The sequence below is a fragment of the Bacteroides sp. AF29-11 genome, from assembly GCF_003602895.1.
GTDB classification, from domain to species: domain Bacteria; phylum Bacteroidota; class Bacteroidia; order Bacteroidales; family Bacteroidaceae; genus Bacteroides; species Bacteroides uniformis.
In genome coordinates this window covers 293,131-310,673 of record NZ_QTLY01000002.1, presented here as the reverse complement: position 1 = coordinate 310,673, position 17,543 = coordinate 293,131, and the positions used below count along the sequence as shown (strand labels likewise).

Genomic DNA, 17,543 nt, shown 5'->3' with positions numbered 1-17,543 from the left:
ATATGAAAATAGCCATTGTCGGTACAGGATACGTCGGTTTGGTAACCGGAACCTGCTTTGCGGAAATCGGTGTCAACGTTATTTGCGTAGACACGAACAGTGAAAAGATAGAGTCACTGAAAAAGGGTGTTATTCCTATCTATGAAAATGGACTGGAAGAAATGGTTAGCCGGAATGTGAAAGCAGGACGCCTGCAATTCACCACGTCTCTGGAGAGTTGTCTGAATGAGGTGGAAGTGGTATTCAGTGCCGTAGGTACACCACCCGATGAGGATGGAAGTGCCGACTTGAGCTATGTGCTGGAAGTTGCCCGCACCATTGGACGCAATATGCAGAAATATGTGTTGGTGGTAACCAAAAGTACCGTTCCCGTAGGTACTGCCAGAAAAGTGCGGGCTACCATTCAAGAAGAACTTGATAAGAGAGGGATGAACATTGACTTCGATGTCGCTTCGAATCCCGAGTTTCTGAAAGAAGGTAATGCTATCAACGATTTTATGAGTCCCGACCGTGTAGTGGTGGGAGTAGAGTCCGAACGAGCCAAGAAGATAATGAGCAAGCTCTACAAACCATTCCTGCTGAACAACTTCCGTGTCATCTTTATGGACATCCCTTCTGCAGAAATGACAAAGTATGCAGCTAACTCCATGCTTGCCACCCGCATCAGCTTCATGAACGACATTGCCAATTTGTGCGAATTGGTGGGAGCGGATGTAAACATGGTGCGCAGTGGTATCGGTTCGGATACCCGTATCGGACGCAAGTTCCTCTATCCGGGGATAGGTTACGGCGGTTCATGCTTCCCTAAGGATGTAAAGGCACTGATTAAAACGGCTGAACTGAGCGGCTACAAGATGCGTGTACTCCATGCAGTAGAGGAGGTGAACGAGAAACAGAAGAGTATCTTATTCGAAAAGTTGCAGAAGCATTTCAATAATGATTTGGAGGGAAAGACCATTGCCATTTGGGGGCTGGCCTTTAAACCCGAAACAGATGACATGCGTGAAGCCCCGGCTCTGGTATTGATTGACGAGTTGCTGAAGGCCGGTTGTAAAGTACGTGCCTACGACCCGGCTGCCATGAACGAATGCCGACGCCGCATAGGAGAAAGTATTTATTATGCGACAGATATGTATGATGCTGCGCTGGATGCAGATGCACTGATGCTGGTGACCGAATGGAAAGAATTCCGCCTGCCTTCATGGGCAGTCATCAAGAAAACTATGGAGCAGCCGTTGGTATTGGACGGACGTAACATTTATGACAAGAAAGATATGGAAGAACAAGGTTTCACATATCATTGCATCGGAAAATAAAGTTGCAGAAAAAAGAAAAGAAATAAATAGGGACGTTATGACAATAAAAGGAAGTGCGATTCTCATTGTACTTGTTGTCTCATTGGCCTCATGCAGCAACAGACAAACAGGAGAGGTTTCCGTAAAGGAAGACCTCATTGCAAAACAACTGTTACAAGGCATCTGGGTGAACGATGAAACAGAAATGCCGTTGATGCGCATCGAAGGGGATACGGTATATTATGCCAACCCGCAAAGCGCTCCCGTACCTTTCAAGGTTGTTCACGATACAATCTACATATACAGCAATGAACCGGTGGCCTATAAGATAGACCGTCAAACGGAATACAGCTTCTGGTTCCACTCGCTGGCCGACGAAGTAATTAAACTGCATAAATCAGAGAATGCGGAAGATTCTTTGGTTTTCACCAGTCGAGAAGTGGAGGTCATTTCTACTACTCCGGAAGTGATAAAGAAAGACAGTATCGTAACATACAAGAATACAAGATATAGGGGATATGTATATATCAACCCCTCAAAGATGAAGGTTTTCAAGACTTCCTATTCTGAAAATGGAATCAGTGTGGACAATGTGTATTATGATAATGTAATCCACATCTGTGTATACGAAGGAAAGAAGATGCTTTATGGCCAGGACATCACTAAAAAGATGTTTGCGGATATATTCCCTGCCGAAATGCTGGACCAGGCCATTCTTGCCGATATGAATTTCATGGGTGTGGATAGTAAGGGGTACCATTATCAGGCAACCCTCGGCATACCCGAAAGTTCCGTATACAATTTGGTAAATATGATTATTGGTTTTGACAATACAATGAACATAGAAAAAGCGGAATAAATCCGCTTTTTCTATTTCTTTTCTTCACCACAATGTTTATTTCTTCTCGCCGCCATTCTGTGGACGTTTGGCTCTGGGCTTTCCACCTTTACTGTTGTTACGGCCGTTCTTGTTTCCTCCTGGCTTACGTCCGTTTCCACGGCCGCCCCGTCTTCCTCCGTCAAATGCTCTCGGCTTGTATTCGGGGGCTTCGCCCAGCTCCTCGGGAACCGGTATCTTATAGATGTCCCTATCCAGGAATTTTTCGATATTCTTAAAGTTCCCCTGCTCCTTTTCGGAAACGAAAGTGATGGCTACGCCGTCATTATTGGCACGCGCCGTACGTCCGATGCGGTGCACATAATCTTCACTGTCGTGGGGAACGTCATAGTTTATCACCAGACGGATGTCATCGATATCAATACCTCTCGCAACGATATCTGTAGCTACCAGGATATTGATACGTCCTGCCTTGAATTCGTACATCACTTCTTCGCGCTGTGCCTGCTCTAAATCGGAGTGCATTTCACCAACGTTCAGTTTCATCTGCTTCAAGGCTTTGGTCACTTCCTTCACTTTCAGTTTGGAAGAAGCAAAGATGATGACGCGTTCCGGCGTCTCCTCTGCAAAGAGGCTACGGATGATGCCCAGCTTCTGATTCTCGTAGCAGACATAGGCTGCCTGCACAATCTTTTCCGCTGGTTTGGAAACCGCCAACTTCACTTCGGCGGGATTGTTCAGAATGTTGCCAGCCAACTGTTGTATCTTGGCAGGCATGGTAGCAGAGAACATAATGGTCTGCCGCTCTTTAGGGAGAAACTTGACAATCTGCATAATGTCATCATAGAATCCCATATCCAGCATCCGGTCTGCTTCATCCAAAATAAAATAAGAGACACGGGAAAGATCTACATAACCAAGGCTAAGATGGGCTATCAAACGCCCCGGGGTAGCAATAACGACATCAGCACCCAGTGTCAACCCTCTTTTCTGCTGCTCGAACAGTATTCCGTCATTACCGCCATACACAGCCACGCTGGAAACCGGCATGAAATAAGAGAAACCTTCCATCTGTTGGTCTATCTGTTGCGCCAACTCGCGGGTAGGAGCCATGACAATGCAATTGATGGCATCGGCAGGGTGTCCGCCCTCTGAAAGCTTGTTCAATATAGGCAACAAATATGCGGCTGTTTTTCCCGTTCCGGTTTGTGCCACTGCTATTAAATCTCGACCTTCGAGTATGACGGGAATTGATTTTTCTTGTATGGGGGTGCACTCTTCAAAGCGCATGGCATCCAGTGCCTCCAGCACATCGCCATTTAAATGTAGTTCTGAAAACTTCATGTATCTCTTTTAAATTTGCGTACAAAGATAGGAAAAAGACTTATAAAATAGACTCTTACAGTAAAAAAATAAGCCCTTGGGACAATAATTATCTCAAGGGCTTGCAAATTTGTTTCAAGCATCTGCCTTCAACGGGGAATATCAATGTATGAATCCTTAAATCCCAGAAAGTAAAGTACGCCATCTAAGCCGATGGTGTTGATGGATTGCTTGGCATTGGCAACTACTTTGGGCTTTGCATGGAAAGCGATTCCAAGGCCGGCAATTCCCAGCATGGGCAGGTCGTTGGCACCGTCGCCCACAGCAATAGTCTGCGCAATATCCACTTTCTCCACCTGAGCTATCAAACGCAGCAACTCCGCCTTACGCTTACCGTCGACTACATCACCGAGATAGCGGCCGGTCAGTTTGCCATCCTCTATTTCCAGCTCGTTGGCATACACATAGTCTATACCGTACTTCTTCTGGAGGTACTGCCCGAAGTAGGTAAACCCTCCCGAAAGAATAGCTATCTTGTAACCGTATTTCTTCAAAACATACATCAGGCGATCCACACCTTCCGTAATGGGAAGATTCTCTGCAATCTCCTGCATCACGGACTCATCCAATCCTTTCAGCAAAGCCACTCGTTCGCGAAAGCTCTCAATGAAATCTATCTCACCACGCATGGCGCGTTCGGTAATGGCCTTCACCTGGTCGCCCACACCCGCACGTATGGCCAATTCATCAATTACTTCTGTTTCAATCAGCGTAGAGTCCATATCGAAACAAATGAGGCGGCGCATCCGGCGGTACATATTGTCCAACTGGAAAGAGAAATCCATTTCCAGTTCGGTTGCCAGTTTCATTAACTGTTCTTGCATGGCAATACGGTCTTTCGGAGTGCCACGAACGGAAAATTCGATGCAGGCGCGTGTACGCGATTCGCATTCGTCCAGCGGGATACGTCCTGTAAGGCGCTTGATGGCATCGATATTCATGCCTTGCTCTGCAAGAATACGGGTAACGGCAGATATTTGACGGGCAGACAACTTACGCCCCAATAAAGTAAGAATATAGCGGTTCTTTCCCTGCATATTCACCCAATCCTCGTACTCTTTGGTAGTAATGGGGTAGAAACGGACAGTCACTCCCAGGGAGGAAGCCTTGAAAAGCAGTTCCTTCATAATGAACCCCGAGTGTTGTTCTTCCGTCTTGCACAAAATGCCCAACGAAAGAGTATTGTGAATATCTGCCTGGCCAATATCCAGAATGGTAGCATCATATTTCGCCAGAATTTCCGTCACGGAAGCTGTCAGTCCCGGACGGTCTTCACCCGTAATACGTATCAGGATGAGTTCAGTGTTCAATGGTTGCATAAGTCATCTTTTTGATAGAATAATAGGCTACAAAAGTAAGGAAAATTCCCGCTATTTATGCTAAATAACATAAAAATATACCTCTAAAAAGTGAGAAAAATGCTTGTTTATTTGGAAGTTTGTTTAGGAATTACTTACCTTTGCACCCGATTTCAGAATTAAAAGCTTTGATTATCAGTGTCTTTATCACTATTCAAGGCTTTGACAAGACGATGTTCCGGGAAGAAATCACTGTTGAAGGACAGTCCCGGATAGTATTAACCAAAACCGTGCCGCATGAAATATGCAAAATGGATTTTTGTTGTATTACTAATAAGTTCCTTGACTTCTTTTGTAGAAAAAGACAAACCTACCGGAGGTTTGAATGTGGGTGACATGGCCCCGGATTTCAAAATCCAAACCATGTCGGCAGAGCAATCCCAAACCGAACTTTCAGACTTGAAAGGAAAGTATGTATTGCTCAGTTTTTGGGCAAGTTACGACGCGCAGTCCCGGATGCAAAACGCAAGTTTGAGCAATGCGCTTCGCTCTACTGCCCGCAACAATGTGAAGATGGTTTCAGTTTCATTCGATGAGTATCAGTCAATCTTTGAAGAAACCATCCGTAAGGACCAAATAGTTACGCCCACTTGTTTCGTGGAAACTAAAGGCGAATATTCCGGCCTCTTTAAGAAATATCGCTTAGGCCGCGGATTCACTAACTATTTACTGGATGATAATGGTGTAATTATTGCCAAAAACATCTCTGCTGCAGAACTTTCCGCTTACTTGAATTAAGCTTGCTGATGCCCGGTGCATACAACAGCAACTTAAAAAACCTGTAAGACGAAAGTGAGGGTGTTCCCTAGAAACCGACGTCTCTTTCCGGCAAAAAAGGGAACAGAACAAAAGAGGAAAATGAATACAACAAAAAGCCCCTCCCGCACTTGTACAACGCAAGAGTGGGAAGGGCTTCTTATTTTAATGGGCTTCCAGAGACAAACATCCTAAACCTCTGCTTTAGTACGCCAAACCTCAACTTGAGCAAGCTGAAGTAGAGGTTTAGAATGCTTATTTCGGCGCTTTCCTATATAGATAGAATGCAATGAAGGCATACATTATATTCGGTATCCACACAGCGATGACCGGAGGCATGTTGCCGTTCACGGCAAATGTGGAAGCAATGGTCTGAAACAGAATATAAGAGAAGCTCAATGCCAAGCCTATACCTAAATGCAATCCCATTCCACCTTTCGTTTTCTTGGAAGACAAAGACACTCCAATCAGCGTCAGGATAAAGGAGGCAAACGACATGGCAATGCGTTTGTGGTACTCTATCTCAAATTCCTTAATGTTGGCAAAGCCGCGTTGCCGCTGCCTGTTGATGTACTCGCTTAGCTGAGGGCTGGTCAACATCTCCTGCTGGTTCTTCATAATCAGGAAGTCGGCAGGCTCCATAAAAAGGGTAGTGTCTATGCGGTCACCCTTCGTGATACTCTCCTTCATGCCATCCATCTGGCGAATCATATAATCCTTGATTTTCCACTTATGCACGGCCGTCGTGTCGTAGGTAATGGAACGGGCTGTAAGGTGGGAGACCAGTTGCTTGTCATTGAACTTGTCCAAAGAAAAGCGATAACCGGTCTTGCTGTAGTCTTCAAAACGTTCGATATAGGCAATTACCCCCGAATCCACTTCCAGCTGGATGTTCCGTGCCGTATTCGCCTTACGGGGTTTGTAGTACTTGTCCTCAAAATTGATACGTGTCACACTGCCTTTGGGAATGACATAAGACCCGAGGCAGAACGTCACTACCGCAATGATTGCCGCAGATACCATATAAGGACGCAACATACGCTTGAAACTCATTCCCGTAGAGAACATGGCAATAATCTCCGAGTTCTCCGCCAGTTTGGAAGTAAAGAAGATTACGGCGATAAATACAAACAGCGGACTGAACAGATTGGCAAAGTAGGGGATGAAGTTCAGATAATAATCAAAGACAATAGCATTCCACGGCGCTTCATGAGACATGAAGCGGTCCATCTTCTCGTTGAAGTCGAACACCACCGCAATGGAGATAATCAATGCGATGGCAAAGACATATGTACCCAGGAACTTCTTAATAATGTACCAGTCCAGCCGCTTCAGGAATTTACCTCTCGGCAGCTTTATATTCTTCCATATCCTCCAGTTCATTTTTCTCATAATCTTGTCGATACGCGTTTCACCATCATCGGTTTCCAGGTAGCAAAGTCGCCTGCAATGATATGCTTACGTGCCTCGCCTGCCAGCCACAGATAGAAAGCCAAGTTGTGGATAGATGCTATCTGCATGGCAAGCAGCTCTTGTGCATGGAACAGATGGCGCAAGTATGCCTTGCTGTACATGGTATCTACGTAGGAGGCACCGTCTGCTTCAATGGGAGAGAAATCCGTTTCCCATTTCTTGTTGCGCATATTCATGATACCGTCCTTGGTAAACAGCATGCCGTTACGTCCGTTGCGGGTAGGCATCACGCAGTCGAACATATCGACACCGCGTTCAATGCCTTCCAGGATATTTACCGGAGTCCCGACTCCCATCAGATAGCGAGGCTTGTCTTTGGGAAGAATCCCGTTCACCAACTCAATCATCTCGTACATCTTGTCTACAGGCTCGCCCACAGCCAGACCTCCGATGGCATTACCGTCAGCACCTTTAGAGGCAACAAATTCTGCCGACTGCTCGCGGAGGTCGCGATAGACGCAGCCCTGCACAATGGGGAATAGGGATTGCTGATAACCGTACTTCGGCTCCGTTTCATTAAAACGCTTGATACAACGGTCCAGCCAGCGATGTGTCAGTCCCAGTGATTTTTTGGCATATTCGTAGTCCGAATCCCCCGGAGGACATTCATCAAAGGCCATCATGATGTCTGCACCGATAGTCCGTTCTATATCCATCACCTTCTCCGGTGTAAAGATATGCTTGCTACCATCGATGTGTGAACGGAATTCCGCACCTTCTTCGCGCAACTTGCGGATACCGGACAACGAGAATACCTGGAAACCGCCGCTGTCTGTCAGCATAGGACGGTCAAAGCCGTTGAACTTATGCAGTCCACCGGCTTTCTCTATCACTTCCAGTCCCGGACGCAGATAAAGATGATAGGTATTACCCAATATAATCTGCGCCTTTATATCCTCTTTCAGCTCAGGCAGATGCACGCCTTTCACTGTTCCCACTGTACCTACCGGCATAAAGATAGGTGTCTCAATCTGCCCGTGGTCAGTAGTAATCAGTCCGGCACGTGCATTGGTCTTGCTGTCTGTATATTGTAACTCGAATGTCATTCCTCTTTCTTTTCGGTCTTTTCTTTCTTTACGGACAAGTCGATGGCATCGGCTACTTTTTCATCAGTCAGCGCAATGGCAAACACTTCCTTAATATCTTTCACATAGTGGAAAGTCAGTCCTTTCAGATATATATCCTGTATCTCTTCTATATTCTTGCGGTTCTCGTCGCTCAAGATAATCTCCTTGATACCGGCACGCTTGGCAGCCAGTATCTTCTCCTTGATGCCTCCTACCGGAAGTACCTTACCGCGAAGTGTTATCTCTCCCGTCATGGCAAGATTGGCCTTCACCTTTTTCTGGGTGAGGGCAGAAGCGAGGGAAGTAGCCATCGTGATACCGGCAGACGGACCGTCTTTCGGAATGGCGCCTTCGGGCACATGGACATGGATGTTCCAGTTATCAAAAATCTCTTCGTCAAGATTCAGCAGGGAGGCATGCGCCTTGATGTATTCCAATGCCAGCATGGCCGACTCTTTCATTACATCACCCAAATTGCCGGTCAATGTCAAACGTCCACCCTTGCCACGGCTCAGGCTGGTTTCCACGAAAAGTATTTCACCACCTACGGCAGTCCACGCCAGACCGGTCACCACCCCTGCATACTCATTACCCTGATACTTGTCCCGGGTATATTCGGGTGCACCCAGGAATTCATACAAGTCTCCCGGTTTTATTTCGGTCTTCGCAAAATAACCGTCCGTAGCATATTGGCGTGCAGATTTACGGAGTATCTTTCCGATTTTCTTTTCCAGTTCGCGCACGCCGCTCTCACGGGTATAATTCTCTATAATGGCTTCCAGTGTGTTCTTCGGAATCTTGATATCATTCTTTTTCATACCGTTTGCCTCCAATTCCTTCGGAACCAGATGGCGGCGGGCAATCTCAATCTTTTCTTCCGTGATATAGCCGCTTACCTCAATCAGCTCCATACGGTCCAGCAACGGTCCGGGGATGGTATTCAGATTATTGGCAGTAGCGATGAACATCACTTTGGACAAATCATAGTCCACATCCAGAAAGTTATCATGGAATGTAGTGTTCTGTTCCGGGTCGAGCACTTCGAGGAGGGCAGAGGAGGGGTCTCCCTGGCGGTCGGCACTCACCTTGTCTATTTCATCCAGAATAAATACCGGATTGGAGGAACCTGCCTTTATCAGATTCTTGATAATCCGTCCCGGCATGGCACCGATATAGGTTTTACGATGACCGCGAATCTCAGCTTCATCATGCACGCCTCCCAGCGACATACGGATATACTTACGCTTCAAGGCGGCAGCAATGGAACGCCCCAAAGAGGTTTTTCCCACACCCGGAGGGCCATACAAGCAGATGATGGGTGATTTCATATCGCCTTTCAGCTTTAATACAGCAAGATGTTCCAGAATGCGTTCCTTCACCTTCTCCAAACCATAATGGTCTTTGTTCAGTGTCTTTTCTGCATTGACAAGGCTCAGATTATCCGTCGTATAAATGCCCCACGGTAAACTAAGCATCGTCTGCAGATAGTTCAGCTGCACGCTATAGTCGGGAGACTGGGGATGGGTACGTTCCAACTTATCCACCTCTTTCAGGAACGTAGCCTTCACCTCATCATTCCATTTGATGGTCTCCGCCTTCTTACGCATCTCCTCTATTTCCTGCTCTTGACCGCCGCCACCCAGCTCATCCTGAATGGTTTTAATCTGCTGCTGCAGGAAATACTCACGCTGCTGCTGGTCTATATCCTCACGTGCACGCATCTGGATAGACTCTTTGATTTCGGCAAGCTGCACTTCACGATTCAGAATCTCAAGCAGGCGGTAGGTACGCGCCCGCAAAGAGTCGATACGGAGCAGTTCTATCTTTTCGTCTTTCTTGAGTGGCAGGTTCGTACAGATAAAGTCTACCAAAAACATTGGATTGGTAATGTTCTTGATGGCAAATGCCGAATCCTGCGGAAACATATCGGATGACTTGATGTAGCGTACTGTCAAGTCTTTACACGCCTCTACCAATGCATGGAATTCCTTGTCATTCTTCTCCGGAAGTTCTTCATTCAGCGTAGCTATCCGTCCCTTCAGATAAGGAGTCGTATCCGTAATCTCCTTCAGTTCCATACGTTTGGAGCCTTGCAGAATGACTGTAGTCGTCTGGTCTGGCATTTCAAGCACACGTACTATCTTGGCAACTGTACCGATGGTATGTAAATCCTCAAACAGAGGTGTCTCTGTTTCAGCCACCTTTTGGCATACAACAGCTATATAAGAATTTTTCTTTTCTGCTTCACGCACCAATTTGAGGGAAGATTTTCTTCCTACAGATACCGGCATAAACACCCCAGGGAACAATACCATATTTCGGAGAGGCAATATCGGTAAAACCTCTTCTACCTCAATGTCCATCAATTGTTCTTCATTCCCCTCAAAATCAGCAATTACAGAGAAAGCGTTTCCGCTTCTATCTTCGACATCACTCAGGTAATTTCTTTTCTTCATTTCTTTCTTTTTAGTTTATGTCATATTGGCAGGCCAATAAAGCGCCTGCAAAGTTAAGCTATTTCTTCATAAATAAACGTTCTTCACCCTTTAAAAAGACAAAAACAGTGCCAATTTTATGACAAATATGCAGGCTTTGATTATTTTTGAGCCCAATTAAAGAAGATAAACATGCCAAAATCATCTTTTAAGTTTAAACAATTTACCATATTTCATGATAAATGCGCCATGAAGGTCGGCACAGATGGTGTACTACTTGGGGCATGGGCCCCGGCAGACAAAGCAAAGCGTATACTGGACGTTGGAACCGGTACCGGATTAATAGCCTTACAGTTAGCGCAAAGGAATCCGCATGCCCGGATTACTGCAATCGAGATAGATGCGGCTGCAGCCGGACAAGCCACAGAAAATGTATCTCACTCTCCATGGGCCGATAGAGTAGAGGTCATATGTCATGATTTCCGAGATTATCAGCCGGAAAACAGATTTGACCTCATCGTTTCCAATCCTCCCTATTTTATAGATGCGTTGAAATGTCCTGACGAACAAAGGTGCACAGCACGGCATGCGGGCAATTTGAATTACGATTTACTGTTTCATCGTTCGGCATCTTTGCTTGAAGAGCAAGGAGTCGTAAGCATCATTATTCCAGCGGAAGCTGAAAAAACGGTTGTGGATACAGCTTGGAACCATAAGTTGTTTCCATTGCATCGTGTGCAAGTCTTCACCAAGCCCGGAAAACCGTGCAGACGGGTATTGCTGAACTTTGGTTTTGAAGCAAAAGAGTGTAGAGAAGAGAAACTCTGTATTGAGGTGAATCACAATGAGTTTACCCCTGAATATGTAGCTTTAACGAAAGATTTCTATCTGAAAATGTAATTTTAATTGCATAAAACTTGCCTAAATGTTTGGTTGGTATCAGAATTGTTTTTACCTTTGCACTCGCTTTTCAGAAGTAAAGTATTCGGGGTGTAGCGCAGTCCGGTTAGCGCACCTGCTTTGGGAGCAGGGGGTCGTGGGTTCGAATCCCGCTACCCCGACAAAAAGAAAATGCAATCAACTAATTTATAGTTGGTTGCATTTTTCTTTCTCTGTATTTTTCTCTGCATTCTTAGAATAACACCATACCATACTTCATAATAGGATGTAATAGGAATAGTTCGGATTAGTAATAAATTCCATATTTGCACAAATCAATTTACGCATACTGTCTAAATGAACATATTCTTAATTAATCAACTATAATACAGAAAGTTAAACAATATACTAAAAAAATCATAATTACGCACTTATCTTACGCACCTAAATTTACGCACTTTTTTGCGCACCTAAATTTGCGCAAGGACAATAAAAAGAGTAACCTCGAAAAACGAGATTACTCCCTCAAAAAGATAATGAATAAATGAAGTATCGCCATACTTCTTAATGTTTAAAGAATCATATATATAACTTTGAATAAGTAAATCTTACTCATATCATATACCAATAAATATCTCGTTCTTTTTTATATCACGTATGTACCGTTCAGAATAACACATTGGTGGGGGATTGAGATAATAACCCCTACATACGTGAGGCAAACCATTTTCCTTTAAGCAATCTTCAAAGAAAGCATCAATCAAAGAAATTACGGAAGTACATGAAGAATTTTCACAGATAGATACTTGTTGCCTATATTTAGGCGAAATTTCATCGGCAAACAATCTTAAAGCTGTAAAATCACATGGTTCTTTAGCCTTGTTTAAATTAGCGACAACAAAGGCAGACAAATAATATACGCTTCCATTACCATTCACGCAACATCCGAATATTGGGCAATAGCGAAAATCATTTTTTATAATATCCGCTTGAAGTTTTTTTATTAACTCCTTCTGCATACAATTACTTTCACGAATTCCTATCAGCACAAATCCATGTTGTAAACAGTTCCATAGATTCTTAACTGTCATTTCGTCAAGTAAAACCAACGGTTGTTTATTATTAGTGGAAATCCCACATATTTCTTCTATAAAGTTCATACTAATTTATAGTTATATCTTTTGATAACCCCCAAATGCTATCCTTACTTATTATGCTATAAGTAACCAACTCCTGATTATCTTCCAAGCTAATGCGTTCTTTCACTGAATTTATATCATTTTCAGGTATAATGTATTCAGGTATTTCAGGTGTATTTTCCTCTTCGCTACAAGCCGTAAAAAGCGTTGCAAATAATGCAGTCAATAAAAGTATCTTCTTCATAATAATATTCTATCTTTTAGTATTTACTCTATATGGTTTCAAATTAAATTCTTCCGCTTCCACTGAAATCTTATATTCCATCTTGGGATTCAGGTTCACAATGTTGTTTCCCGTATTCAGTTCTATGTCACTGACCTTTCTTCCGTCTTGGAAACATGAAACAATTCCCGTTTCCGTTGCATTATCCTTTATATTGATGATTAACTTTCCCTTATCCAAACGAATGTCAATGGGATTGGGTGACACATAACCAAAGTATGTCAGGTTCTTGGATAACCCCCACTGTTTGTCATACTTATAATTCAAATAATATTTCTTGCTTGGTGCGACAATCTTTGCATCCTTAAACTTCATGCCAAATGAATTTTCCGCAATCTTTGGTTGCGTTGCAGAGGTTACAATGATGCTGTCAAGATTGGTATTTATTGCTCTGTCCTTGATGATGTCAGAATTGAAAGCATTCTCGCCAATGGATTCAAGATTTTCAGGAAGATAAATTCTTGTTGATATGGTATTGACAAACGCATTATCCTTAATCGTTTTAAGGTTCTTCAAGTTGGAGAGGTAGATATAACCATCAAATAAGTCGTTCCAAAAACGTTTTGCGTTTGGTTTATCAGGATTTCCGCTACCATTGTGAAACGAATCATCCCATTGTTCTTCTGAATCCAAGTAAAGGTCAATGATGTTCGCAAGAGCATACTCACCAATTGAAGTTATATTCTTCGGTAAGATGATTGTCTTATATTGAGGTTTCTTGTTTAATTTCTTGTTGTTATAACTTTTATCAAAGGCATAAGGTGGCAGCTCACCATCAGGATATTCATGATAGCCGTTTAGAGTACCATTTTCGCCCTTATAACCACGAATTTCAATATCACCACACATTCTAACTTCATACAAGTTTGGAAGGCTGTCACGCATGAATTTGAAGTCCTCTGCTGTCAGGTATGTATGATGCCAAGTACCATCTTCGGGATTCTGTTTATCTTGTATTATAATGTCAGTAATACTTCTCTTCCAAAGTTCATAATCAGGTTCAAGTCCTACCTTATAAAATATTTCATATCGGTTGGGATTCCAAAATTCTTTTAGTCTTTGAATGAAAGGTTTATGCGGATATTCTTCACCCATGAAAATTAATGTAGTTCCAAAATAATGAAAATCACCAAGGTCAAATTCTTCATCCCCTTTTGTATTCGGATTTAGCCCTCTTGTGCTGACATTATCAATCTTGTACGTTTCAATCTTCATGGACGAAGTTTGTGCATTTATCAATGGAAGCACAAGCATTCCAAAGAGCAATGTAAAAAGCAGTTTCTTAATCATATAATATTAATTTAAAAGTTATATATTATTTATACTGTCTATATTATCTATTGTTGTGGGTACATTTTGTACTACATCTTGTATTACATTTTGTCAATACACATATTCAATCAAGTAATATCCTTTGGAGTAAGAGCTATTCTTCTTATTGATTTTCTTCAATAGATTACCTTCATAAATGTAATCGAAAGTATCATCTTTCATATCCTGATATGAAATAAGATTATTTGGCTTATTGCCACACCATTCAGTTGCAAACAGTATATGTTCATTATAAGGGGAATTATAATGCTTTATCAATGATGATAAATTAATGTTGGTATTATTGGCTTTATTACCATAATGAATATCAAAAGTCTGTGTAATATTATCGTCATTGGTATAATGGTACTTAATCATATTGCCATTTTCCCAAGTATATTCCTCGTAGTTATGGATTTTATACCGATTACCACCTTTTTCCTCAGATATAAGGTCAATACTCTTCAACACCCCACTATCATAATATGTAAGTGTACCAACAGTTGTAACACGTTCCCCATTTAATCCATAGATATACAACCTTGTCATATATCCTTGTTTGTTAAAAGTAAATTCACATTTGGAGTTGAGGACTTGCTTACCATTCACATAAGAAATGAATTGATACCGATTATTGATGATGGTAAATGTTTCCACAGCTTTATATTTGAAATTCTGATAATACTCTTTCCGTACTTCAATCAGGTTTCCATCATCATCATACTTGAAATGATACCACTTATCCCCTTTGTTGCCAACCTCTTTTTGAGTAAAAGCATTAACCCAATGTATGCTTTTCACCAAATATTCACCTCTGCTATTTGTTTTTTGGGCGAATACACATATATTAATACTTATTAAAACGAGTGTAGTTAAAATATTTTTCATGCCTTATCTTTTTAAATGTTCATTAATGATTATCGTTCATCACCTCACTTGAAATTAGTTTTAATCTGATTTCTAATGAATTACCTTCCATTTTCCCATATCCATTTAAATGCTTAGGAGAAGAAAAAGAAAGTTCAAAGACAATTTTCTCATTTTGGTTTTCGCCAACCAACTGTAATGATTTATCGGATATTAACTGTCCCGTCAAATCTAACACCGTACCATACTTTACATTTTGGTATTCACCATTTATCATGCCATTTGACAAAACTCCAAAATCCACCTTTATGGGAAAACCTTTCATATCACCCTCATAACGGTAAAAATATCCTTCTATTAATCCTGCATTTTCGCTTCTTCGCTCTATTGAGGGATTTTCTTCGTCATCAACAAGTCGTTTAGTTCCACCCAAATCCACCAACTTATCACCATCATATTTAAAAATATGGCTATCTTTTATAGCAGTTCTTTGCCCATCATTTACCCTTTTCATATATTCGATACGATGTGCATGTATTTCTTCATTGTTTATGTTATCGACAAAGAACATAGCGTATAATTTTGTAGCAGCAGCAAGTTTACAATGCTCGCCATCATTCACGAAACAAAAAATATATGATTTGTTTTCCGTTTTGTTATTAGCTATCTCCTCCGAACTTGGAGTAACATACGCATTCACCACTGCATCATTTATACCATCACCATTCAAATCACTTATAAAAACCTTATATCCTTCGCTGCATTCTTCCAATGGAATAAGCTCCCTATCCCCTTTATAATGTTGCCAATGACGTAAAAAACATTCTCTTACATGTGCTTCTGTTAATTCTAATTTTGACTTGACTGTATTATCAGGTTCTTCCGAAAGTGGTATAGCTTCACTTTCTGCTTTCTCTTTTTGTTTTTGTATCAATTCGTTGAAATGGCGATTAAATTCATCCGTATTTTCTCGACTCCTGCGGTTTATAAAATACACTTGTATGCCTACAAAAAGCACTAAAAAAATAAAACAAAAAAGATAAACCCTTCTTTTATCACCTTTGGAAGCTTTTATTGTAACTACTTCACCACCTTCTACTATATATTCTGCTTCTGTGAAAAATCCAATAACAGCATCATATTTAAGTTCAAGCCGACTATTTTTAGCAGGATTAACATCCAATGTAAAATTAACCTTTCGTAATTTTCCAAAAGTCGACAATTCTATTACAACGGGAGTTGTTTTCAAAAGAATCTTTGTTGATAAACCATCTTTAAAATTACCACCATGATTAATTTCTTCTCCGTTTATTTTCAGTTTTATAGTTCCTTTTACTCTAAAAGTAGAACTCCCTTCATAATAAATTTCCATGAAATGTATTGAAGCGGGACACCCGCATTTCGGACATCGTTGGGCTGCATCAGACATCATGTGTCCGCATTCTTCACATTTAATTAAAGCCATAAATCACCGTTTTAATTTTCTATTGATTTCTTCCAATTCTCTTGTTTGTTTCCTCTTCTCTTGAAGTATTCTATAACCATTCGGGTCTTCACGCATCATTCTTGCATCTTCCATTTCCTCCACCTTATCAAATTCATATCGGATTAGTATTACAATAAAAAATATCACTCCTGCCACTATACCCCAAAGCAAAGAGTGGTCATGACATATCCACCATCCAAAATCAAATGAAGCGGTGAGCATGGTTATTAACATTTTACCACTTCCCAAAAGAAAACCTATATTGATTGACGCAATAATTCTTCCTGATAAAGACCAATTTAAGCCCTCTTCTCCTGACGCATCATAACTTAAATTATTTATCCAAGTCAACAAGCAAAAAGCTATAATTGAAACTACGATAATGCCAATAACACTTCCTGAAATATGAAAAGAAGATTTTTCTTTAGCTTCATTACCGCTAATCTCGGTAGCTTTTGTTTTTGTAGGCAGAACTTCTTGTTTCTTTTTGATAGGATAACCACATTCAGGACATTCATAAACATTTTCTTCCACCATTGTAGAACATTCAGGACAAGGTTTCATAACTTTCTTAGGGGGTATTGGCGTACCACAATGTATGCAAGTTCCCGATTTATCGGAAATTTGCGCACCACAATTGGAACAATCAATAAGTGCCATACGAAATAGAAATATTCCCACAGACTCAAAAGGGAGGGTTACAAAAAAAGGAAGTGGAGTCTGTTTTGTTTATCTCATCAAGAGGCTCTCGACTGCCCGTACAGAAGATAAATAAACAGCTCCACCCTTGACGATTATATGTTATGGTACATATATAACACGCCAAAGGGAGAACGTTTTTCTATTCCTACTGTACAATGAATTGTCGAGATTCCTTGATTCAGAATAAAGCCAAACGCTTCCTTATATACTATGTCTGCCATTGCAAATCAACGGCAATGCAAAGATATACATTAAAAGCGAATTTGACAAC

The 17,543-nt window shown here is 41.7% G+C and carries 15 protein-coding genes and 1 tRNA gene; 5 read left to right on the top strand and 11 right to left on the bottom strand.

Going from position 1 to position 17,543, the window contains the following annotated elements; translation table 11 throughout:
* Positions 1-2 precede the first annotated feature (2 nt).
* A complete protein-coding gene (locus DWZ03_RS03990; RefSeq protein WP_005825480.1) occupies positions 3-1,316 on the top strand; it encodes a UDP-glucose dehydrogenase family protein in 1,314 nt (437 codons plus the stop codon).
* Positions 1,317-1,353: 37 nt separating this feature from the next.
* Entirely contained in the window at positions 1,354-2,154 is an 801-nt protein-coding gene (locus DWZ03_RS03985) for a DUF4738 domain-containing protein (protein ID WP_005837141.1), read from the top strand.
* A gap of 36 nt (positions 2,155-2,190) precedes the next feature.
* Here the strand turns inward: DWZ03_RS03985 and DWZ03_RS03980 are convergent, their stop codons facing one another.
* The gene (locus DWZ03_RS03980; RefSeq protein WP_044467634.1) at positions 2,191-3,477 is read right to left on the bottom strand and encodes a DEAD/DEAH box helicase; all 1,287 of its coding nucleotides are present in this window, start codon (positions 3,475-3,477) and stop codon (positions 2,191-2,193) included.
* Between the two features lie 128 nt (positions 3,478-3,605).
* A complete protein-coding gene (gene serB / locus DWZ03_RS03975) occupies positions 3,606-4,835 on the bottom strand; it encodes a phosphoserine phosphatase SerB (RefSeq protein ID WP_005837143.1) in 1,230 nt (409 codons plus the stop codon).
* A 276-nt stretch (positions 4,836-5,111) separates the two neighbouring features.
* Between serB and DWZ03_RS03965 the strand changes: the two genes are divergently transcribed.
* On the top strand, positions 5,112-5,612 hold the full coding sequence (locus DWZ03_RS03965; protein ID WP_005825473.1) for a thioredoxin-like domain-containing protein: 501 nt from the start codon (positions 5,112-5,114) through the stop codon (positions 5,610-5,612).
* A 273-nt stretch (positions 5,613-5,885) separates the two neighbouring features.
* Here the strand turns inward: DWZ03_RS03965 and DWZ03_RS03960 are convergent, their stop codons facing one another.
* Genes DWZ03_RS03960 through lon form a run of 3 tightly spaced genes read right to left on the bottom strand, consistent with a single transcriptional unit; the run spans position 5,886 to position 10,626 of the window.
* Complete coding sequence (locus tag DWZ03_RS03960) at positions 5,886-7,022, bottom strand: LptF/LptG family permease (RefSeq protein ID WP_005825471.1); 1,137 nt, start codon at positions 7,020-7,022, stop codon at positions 5,886-5,888.
* On the bottom strand, positions 7,019-8,149 hold the full coding sequence (tgt, locus tag DWZ03_RS03955) for a tRNA guanosine(34) transglycosylase Tgt (protein WP_120128930.1): 1,131 nt from the start codon (positions 8,147-8,149) through the stop codon (positions 7,019-7,021). Before tgt ends, DWZ03_RS03960 begins: the two co-directional genes overlap by 4 nt.
* Positions 8,146-10,626, bottom strand: coding sequence for an endopeptidase La (lon, locus tag DWZ03_RS03950; protein ID WP_005825468.1), 2,481 nt, complete (start codon positions 10,624-10,626; stop codon positions 8,146-8,148). The genes tgt and lon overlap by 4 nt, the downstream gene beginning before the upstream one ends.
* A gap of 171 nt (positions 10,627-10,797) precedes the next feature.
* Here lon and DWZ03_RS03945 point away from each other — a divergent pair, with 171 nt between their 5' ends.
* Both DWZ03_RS03945 and DWZ03_RS03940 read left to right on the top strand, forming a co-directional pair.
* Complete coding sequence (locus tag DWZ03_RS03945; RefSeq protein ID WP_005825467.1) at positions 10,798-11,505, top strand: tRNA1(Val) (adenine(37)-N6)-methyltransferase; 708 nt, start codon at positions 10,798-10,800, stop codon at positions 11,503-11,505.
* An 86-nt stretch (positions 11,506-11,591) separates the two neighbouring features.
* A tRNA-Pro gene (locus DWZ03_RS03940) sits at positions 11,592-11,666 on the top strand.
* Positions 11,667-12,101: 435 nt separating this feature from the next.
* On the opposite strand, the gene DWZ03_RS03935 is transcribed toward DWZ03_RS03940, so the two are convergent.
* The 6 genes from DWZ03_RS03935 to DWZ03_RS03910 all read right to left on the bottom strand — a co-directional run bounded on the left by DWZ03_RS03935 (position 12,102) and on the right by DWZ03_RS03910 (position 17,230).
* A complete protein-coding gene (locus DWZ03_RS03935) occupies positions 12,102-12,644 on the bottom strand; it encodes a hypothetical protein (RefSeq protein ID WP_119958447.1) in 543 nt (180 codons plus the stop codon).
* Position 12,645: 1 nt separating this feature from the next.
* Complete coding sequence (locus tag DWZ03_RS03930; RefSeq protein ID WP_120128928.1) at positions 12,646-12,867, bottom strand: hypothetical protein; 222 nt, start codon at positions 12,865-12,867, stop codon at positions 12,646-12,648.
* Positions 12,868-12,876: 9 nt separating this feature from the next.
* Positions 12,877-14,196 carry a leucine-rich repeat protein gene (locus DWZ03_RS03925; protein ID WP_120128926.1) on the bottom strand — a complete coding sequence of 440 codons (1,320 nt, stop codon included), beginning with the start codon at positions 14,194-14,196 and terminating at the stop codon, positions 12,877-12,879.
* Positions 14,197-14,289: 93 nt separating this feature from the next.
* A complete protein-coding gene (locus tag DWZ03_RS03920; RefSeq protein WP_120128924.1) occupies positions 14,290-15,105 on the bottom strand; it encodes a hypothetical protein in 816 nt (271 codons plus the stop codon).
* Between the two features lie 22 nt (positions 15,106-15,127).
* Positions 15,128-16,549 carry a zinc ribbon domain-containing protein gene (locus DWZ03_RS20150; protein ID WP_243634941.1) on the bottom strand — a complete coding sequence of 474 codons (1,422 nt, stop codon included), beginning with the start codon at positions 16,547-16,549 and terminating at the stop codon, positions 15,128-15,130.
* 3 nt (positions 16,550-16,552) lie between these two features.
* Positions 16,553-17,230, bottom strand: coding sequence for a zinc ribbon domain-containing protein (locus DWZ03_RS03910; protein ID WP_073349128.1), 678 nt, complete (start codon positions 17,228-17,230; stop codon positions 16,553-16,555).
* Positions 17,231-17,543: the final 313 nt, after the last annotated feature.

What these genes read in the sequence shown, in the direction of transcription:
- DWZ03_RS03910 (WP_073349128.1), bottom strand. Translation starts at nt 17,230, where the DNA reads ATGGCACTTATTGATTGTTCCAATTGTGGTGCGCAAATTTCCGATAAA.
- lon (WP_005825468.1), bottom strand. Translation starts at nt 10,626, where the DNA reads ATGAAGAAAAGAAATTACCTGAGTGATGTCGAAGATAGAAGCGGAAAC.
- DWZ03_RS03935 (WP_119958447.1), bottom strand. Translation starts at nt 12,644, where the DNA reads ATGAACTTTATAGAAGAAATATGTGGGATTTCCACTAATAATAAACAA.
- serB (WP_005837143.1), bottom strand. Translation starts at nt 4,835, where the DNA reads ATGCAACCATTGAACACTGAACTCATCCTGATACGTATTACGGGTGAA.
- DWZ03_RS03990 (WP_005825480.1), top strand. Translation starts at nt 3, where the DNA reads ATGAAAATAGCCATTGTCGGTACAGGATACGTCGGTTTGGTAACCGGA.
- DWZ03_RS03965 (WP_005825473.1), top strand. Translation starts at nt 5,112, where the DNA reads ATGAAATATGCAAAATGGATTTTTGTTGTATTACTAATAAGTTCCTTG.
- DWZ03_RS03985 (WP_005837141.1), top strand. Translation starts at nt 1,354, where the DNA reads ATGACAATAAAAGGAAGTGCGATTCTCATTGTACTTGTTGTCTCATTG.
- DWZ03_RS03925 (WP_120128926.1), bottom strand. Translation starts at nt 14,196, where the DNA reads ATGATTAAGAAACTGCTTTTTACATTGCTCTTTGGAATGCTTGTGCTT.
- DWZ03_RS03960 (WP_005825471.1), bottom strand. Translation starts at nt 7,022, where the DNA reads ATGAGAAAAATGAACTGGAGGATATGGAAGAATATAAAGCTGCCGAGA.
- DWZ03_RS20150 (WP_243634941.1), bottom strand. Translation starts at nt 16,549, where the DNA reads ATGGCTTTAATTAAATGTGAAGAATGCGGACACATGATGTCTGATGCA.
- DWZ03_RS03930 (WP_120128928.1), bottom strand. Translation starts at nt 12,867, where the DNA reads ATGAAGAAGATACTTTTATTGACTGCATTATTTGCAACGCTTTTTACG.
- tgt (WP_120128930.1), bottom strand. Translation starts at nt 8,149, where the DNA reads ATGACATTCGAGTTACAATATACAGACAGCAAGACCAATGCACGTGCC.
- DWZ03_RS03980 (WP_044467634.1), bottom strand. Translation starts at nt 3,477, where the DNA reads ATGAAGTTTTCAGAACTACATTTAAATGGCGATGTGCTGGAGGCACTG.
- DWZ03_RS03920 (WP_120128924.1), bottom strand. Translation starts at nt 15,105, where the DNA reads ATGAAAAATATTTTAACTACACTCGTTTTAATAAGTATTAATATATGT.
- DWZ03_RS03945 (WP_005825467.1), top strand. Translation starts at nt 10,798, where the DNA reads ATGCCAAAATCATCTTTTAAGTTTAAACAATTTACCATATTTCATGAT.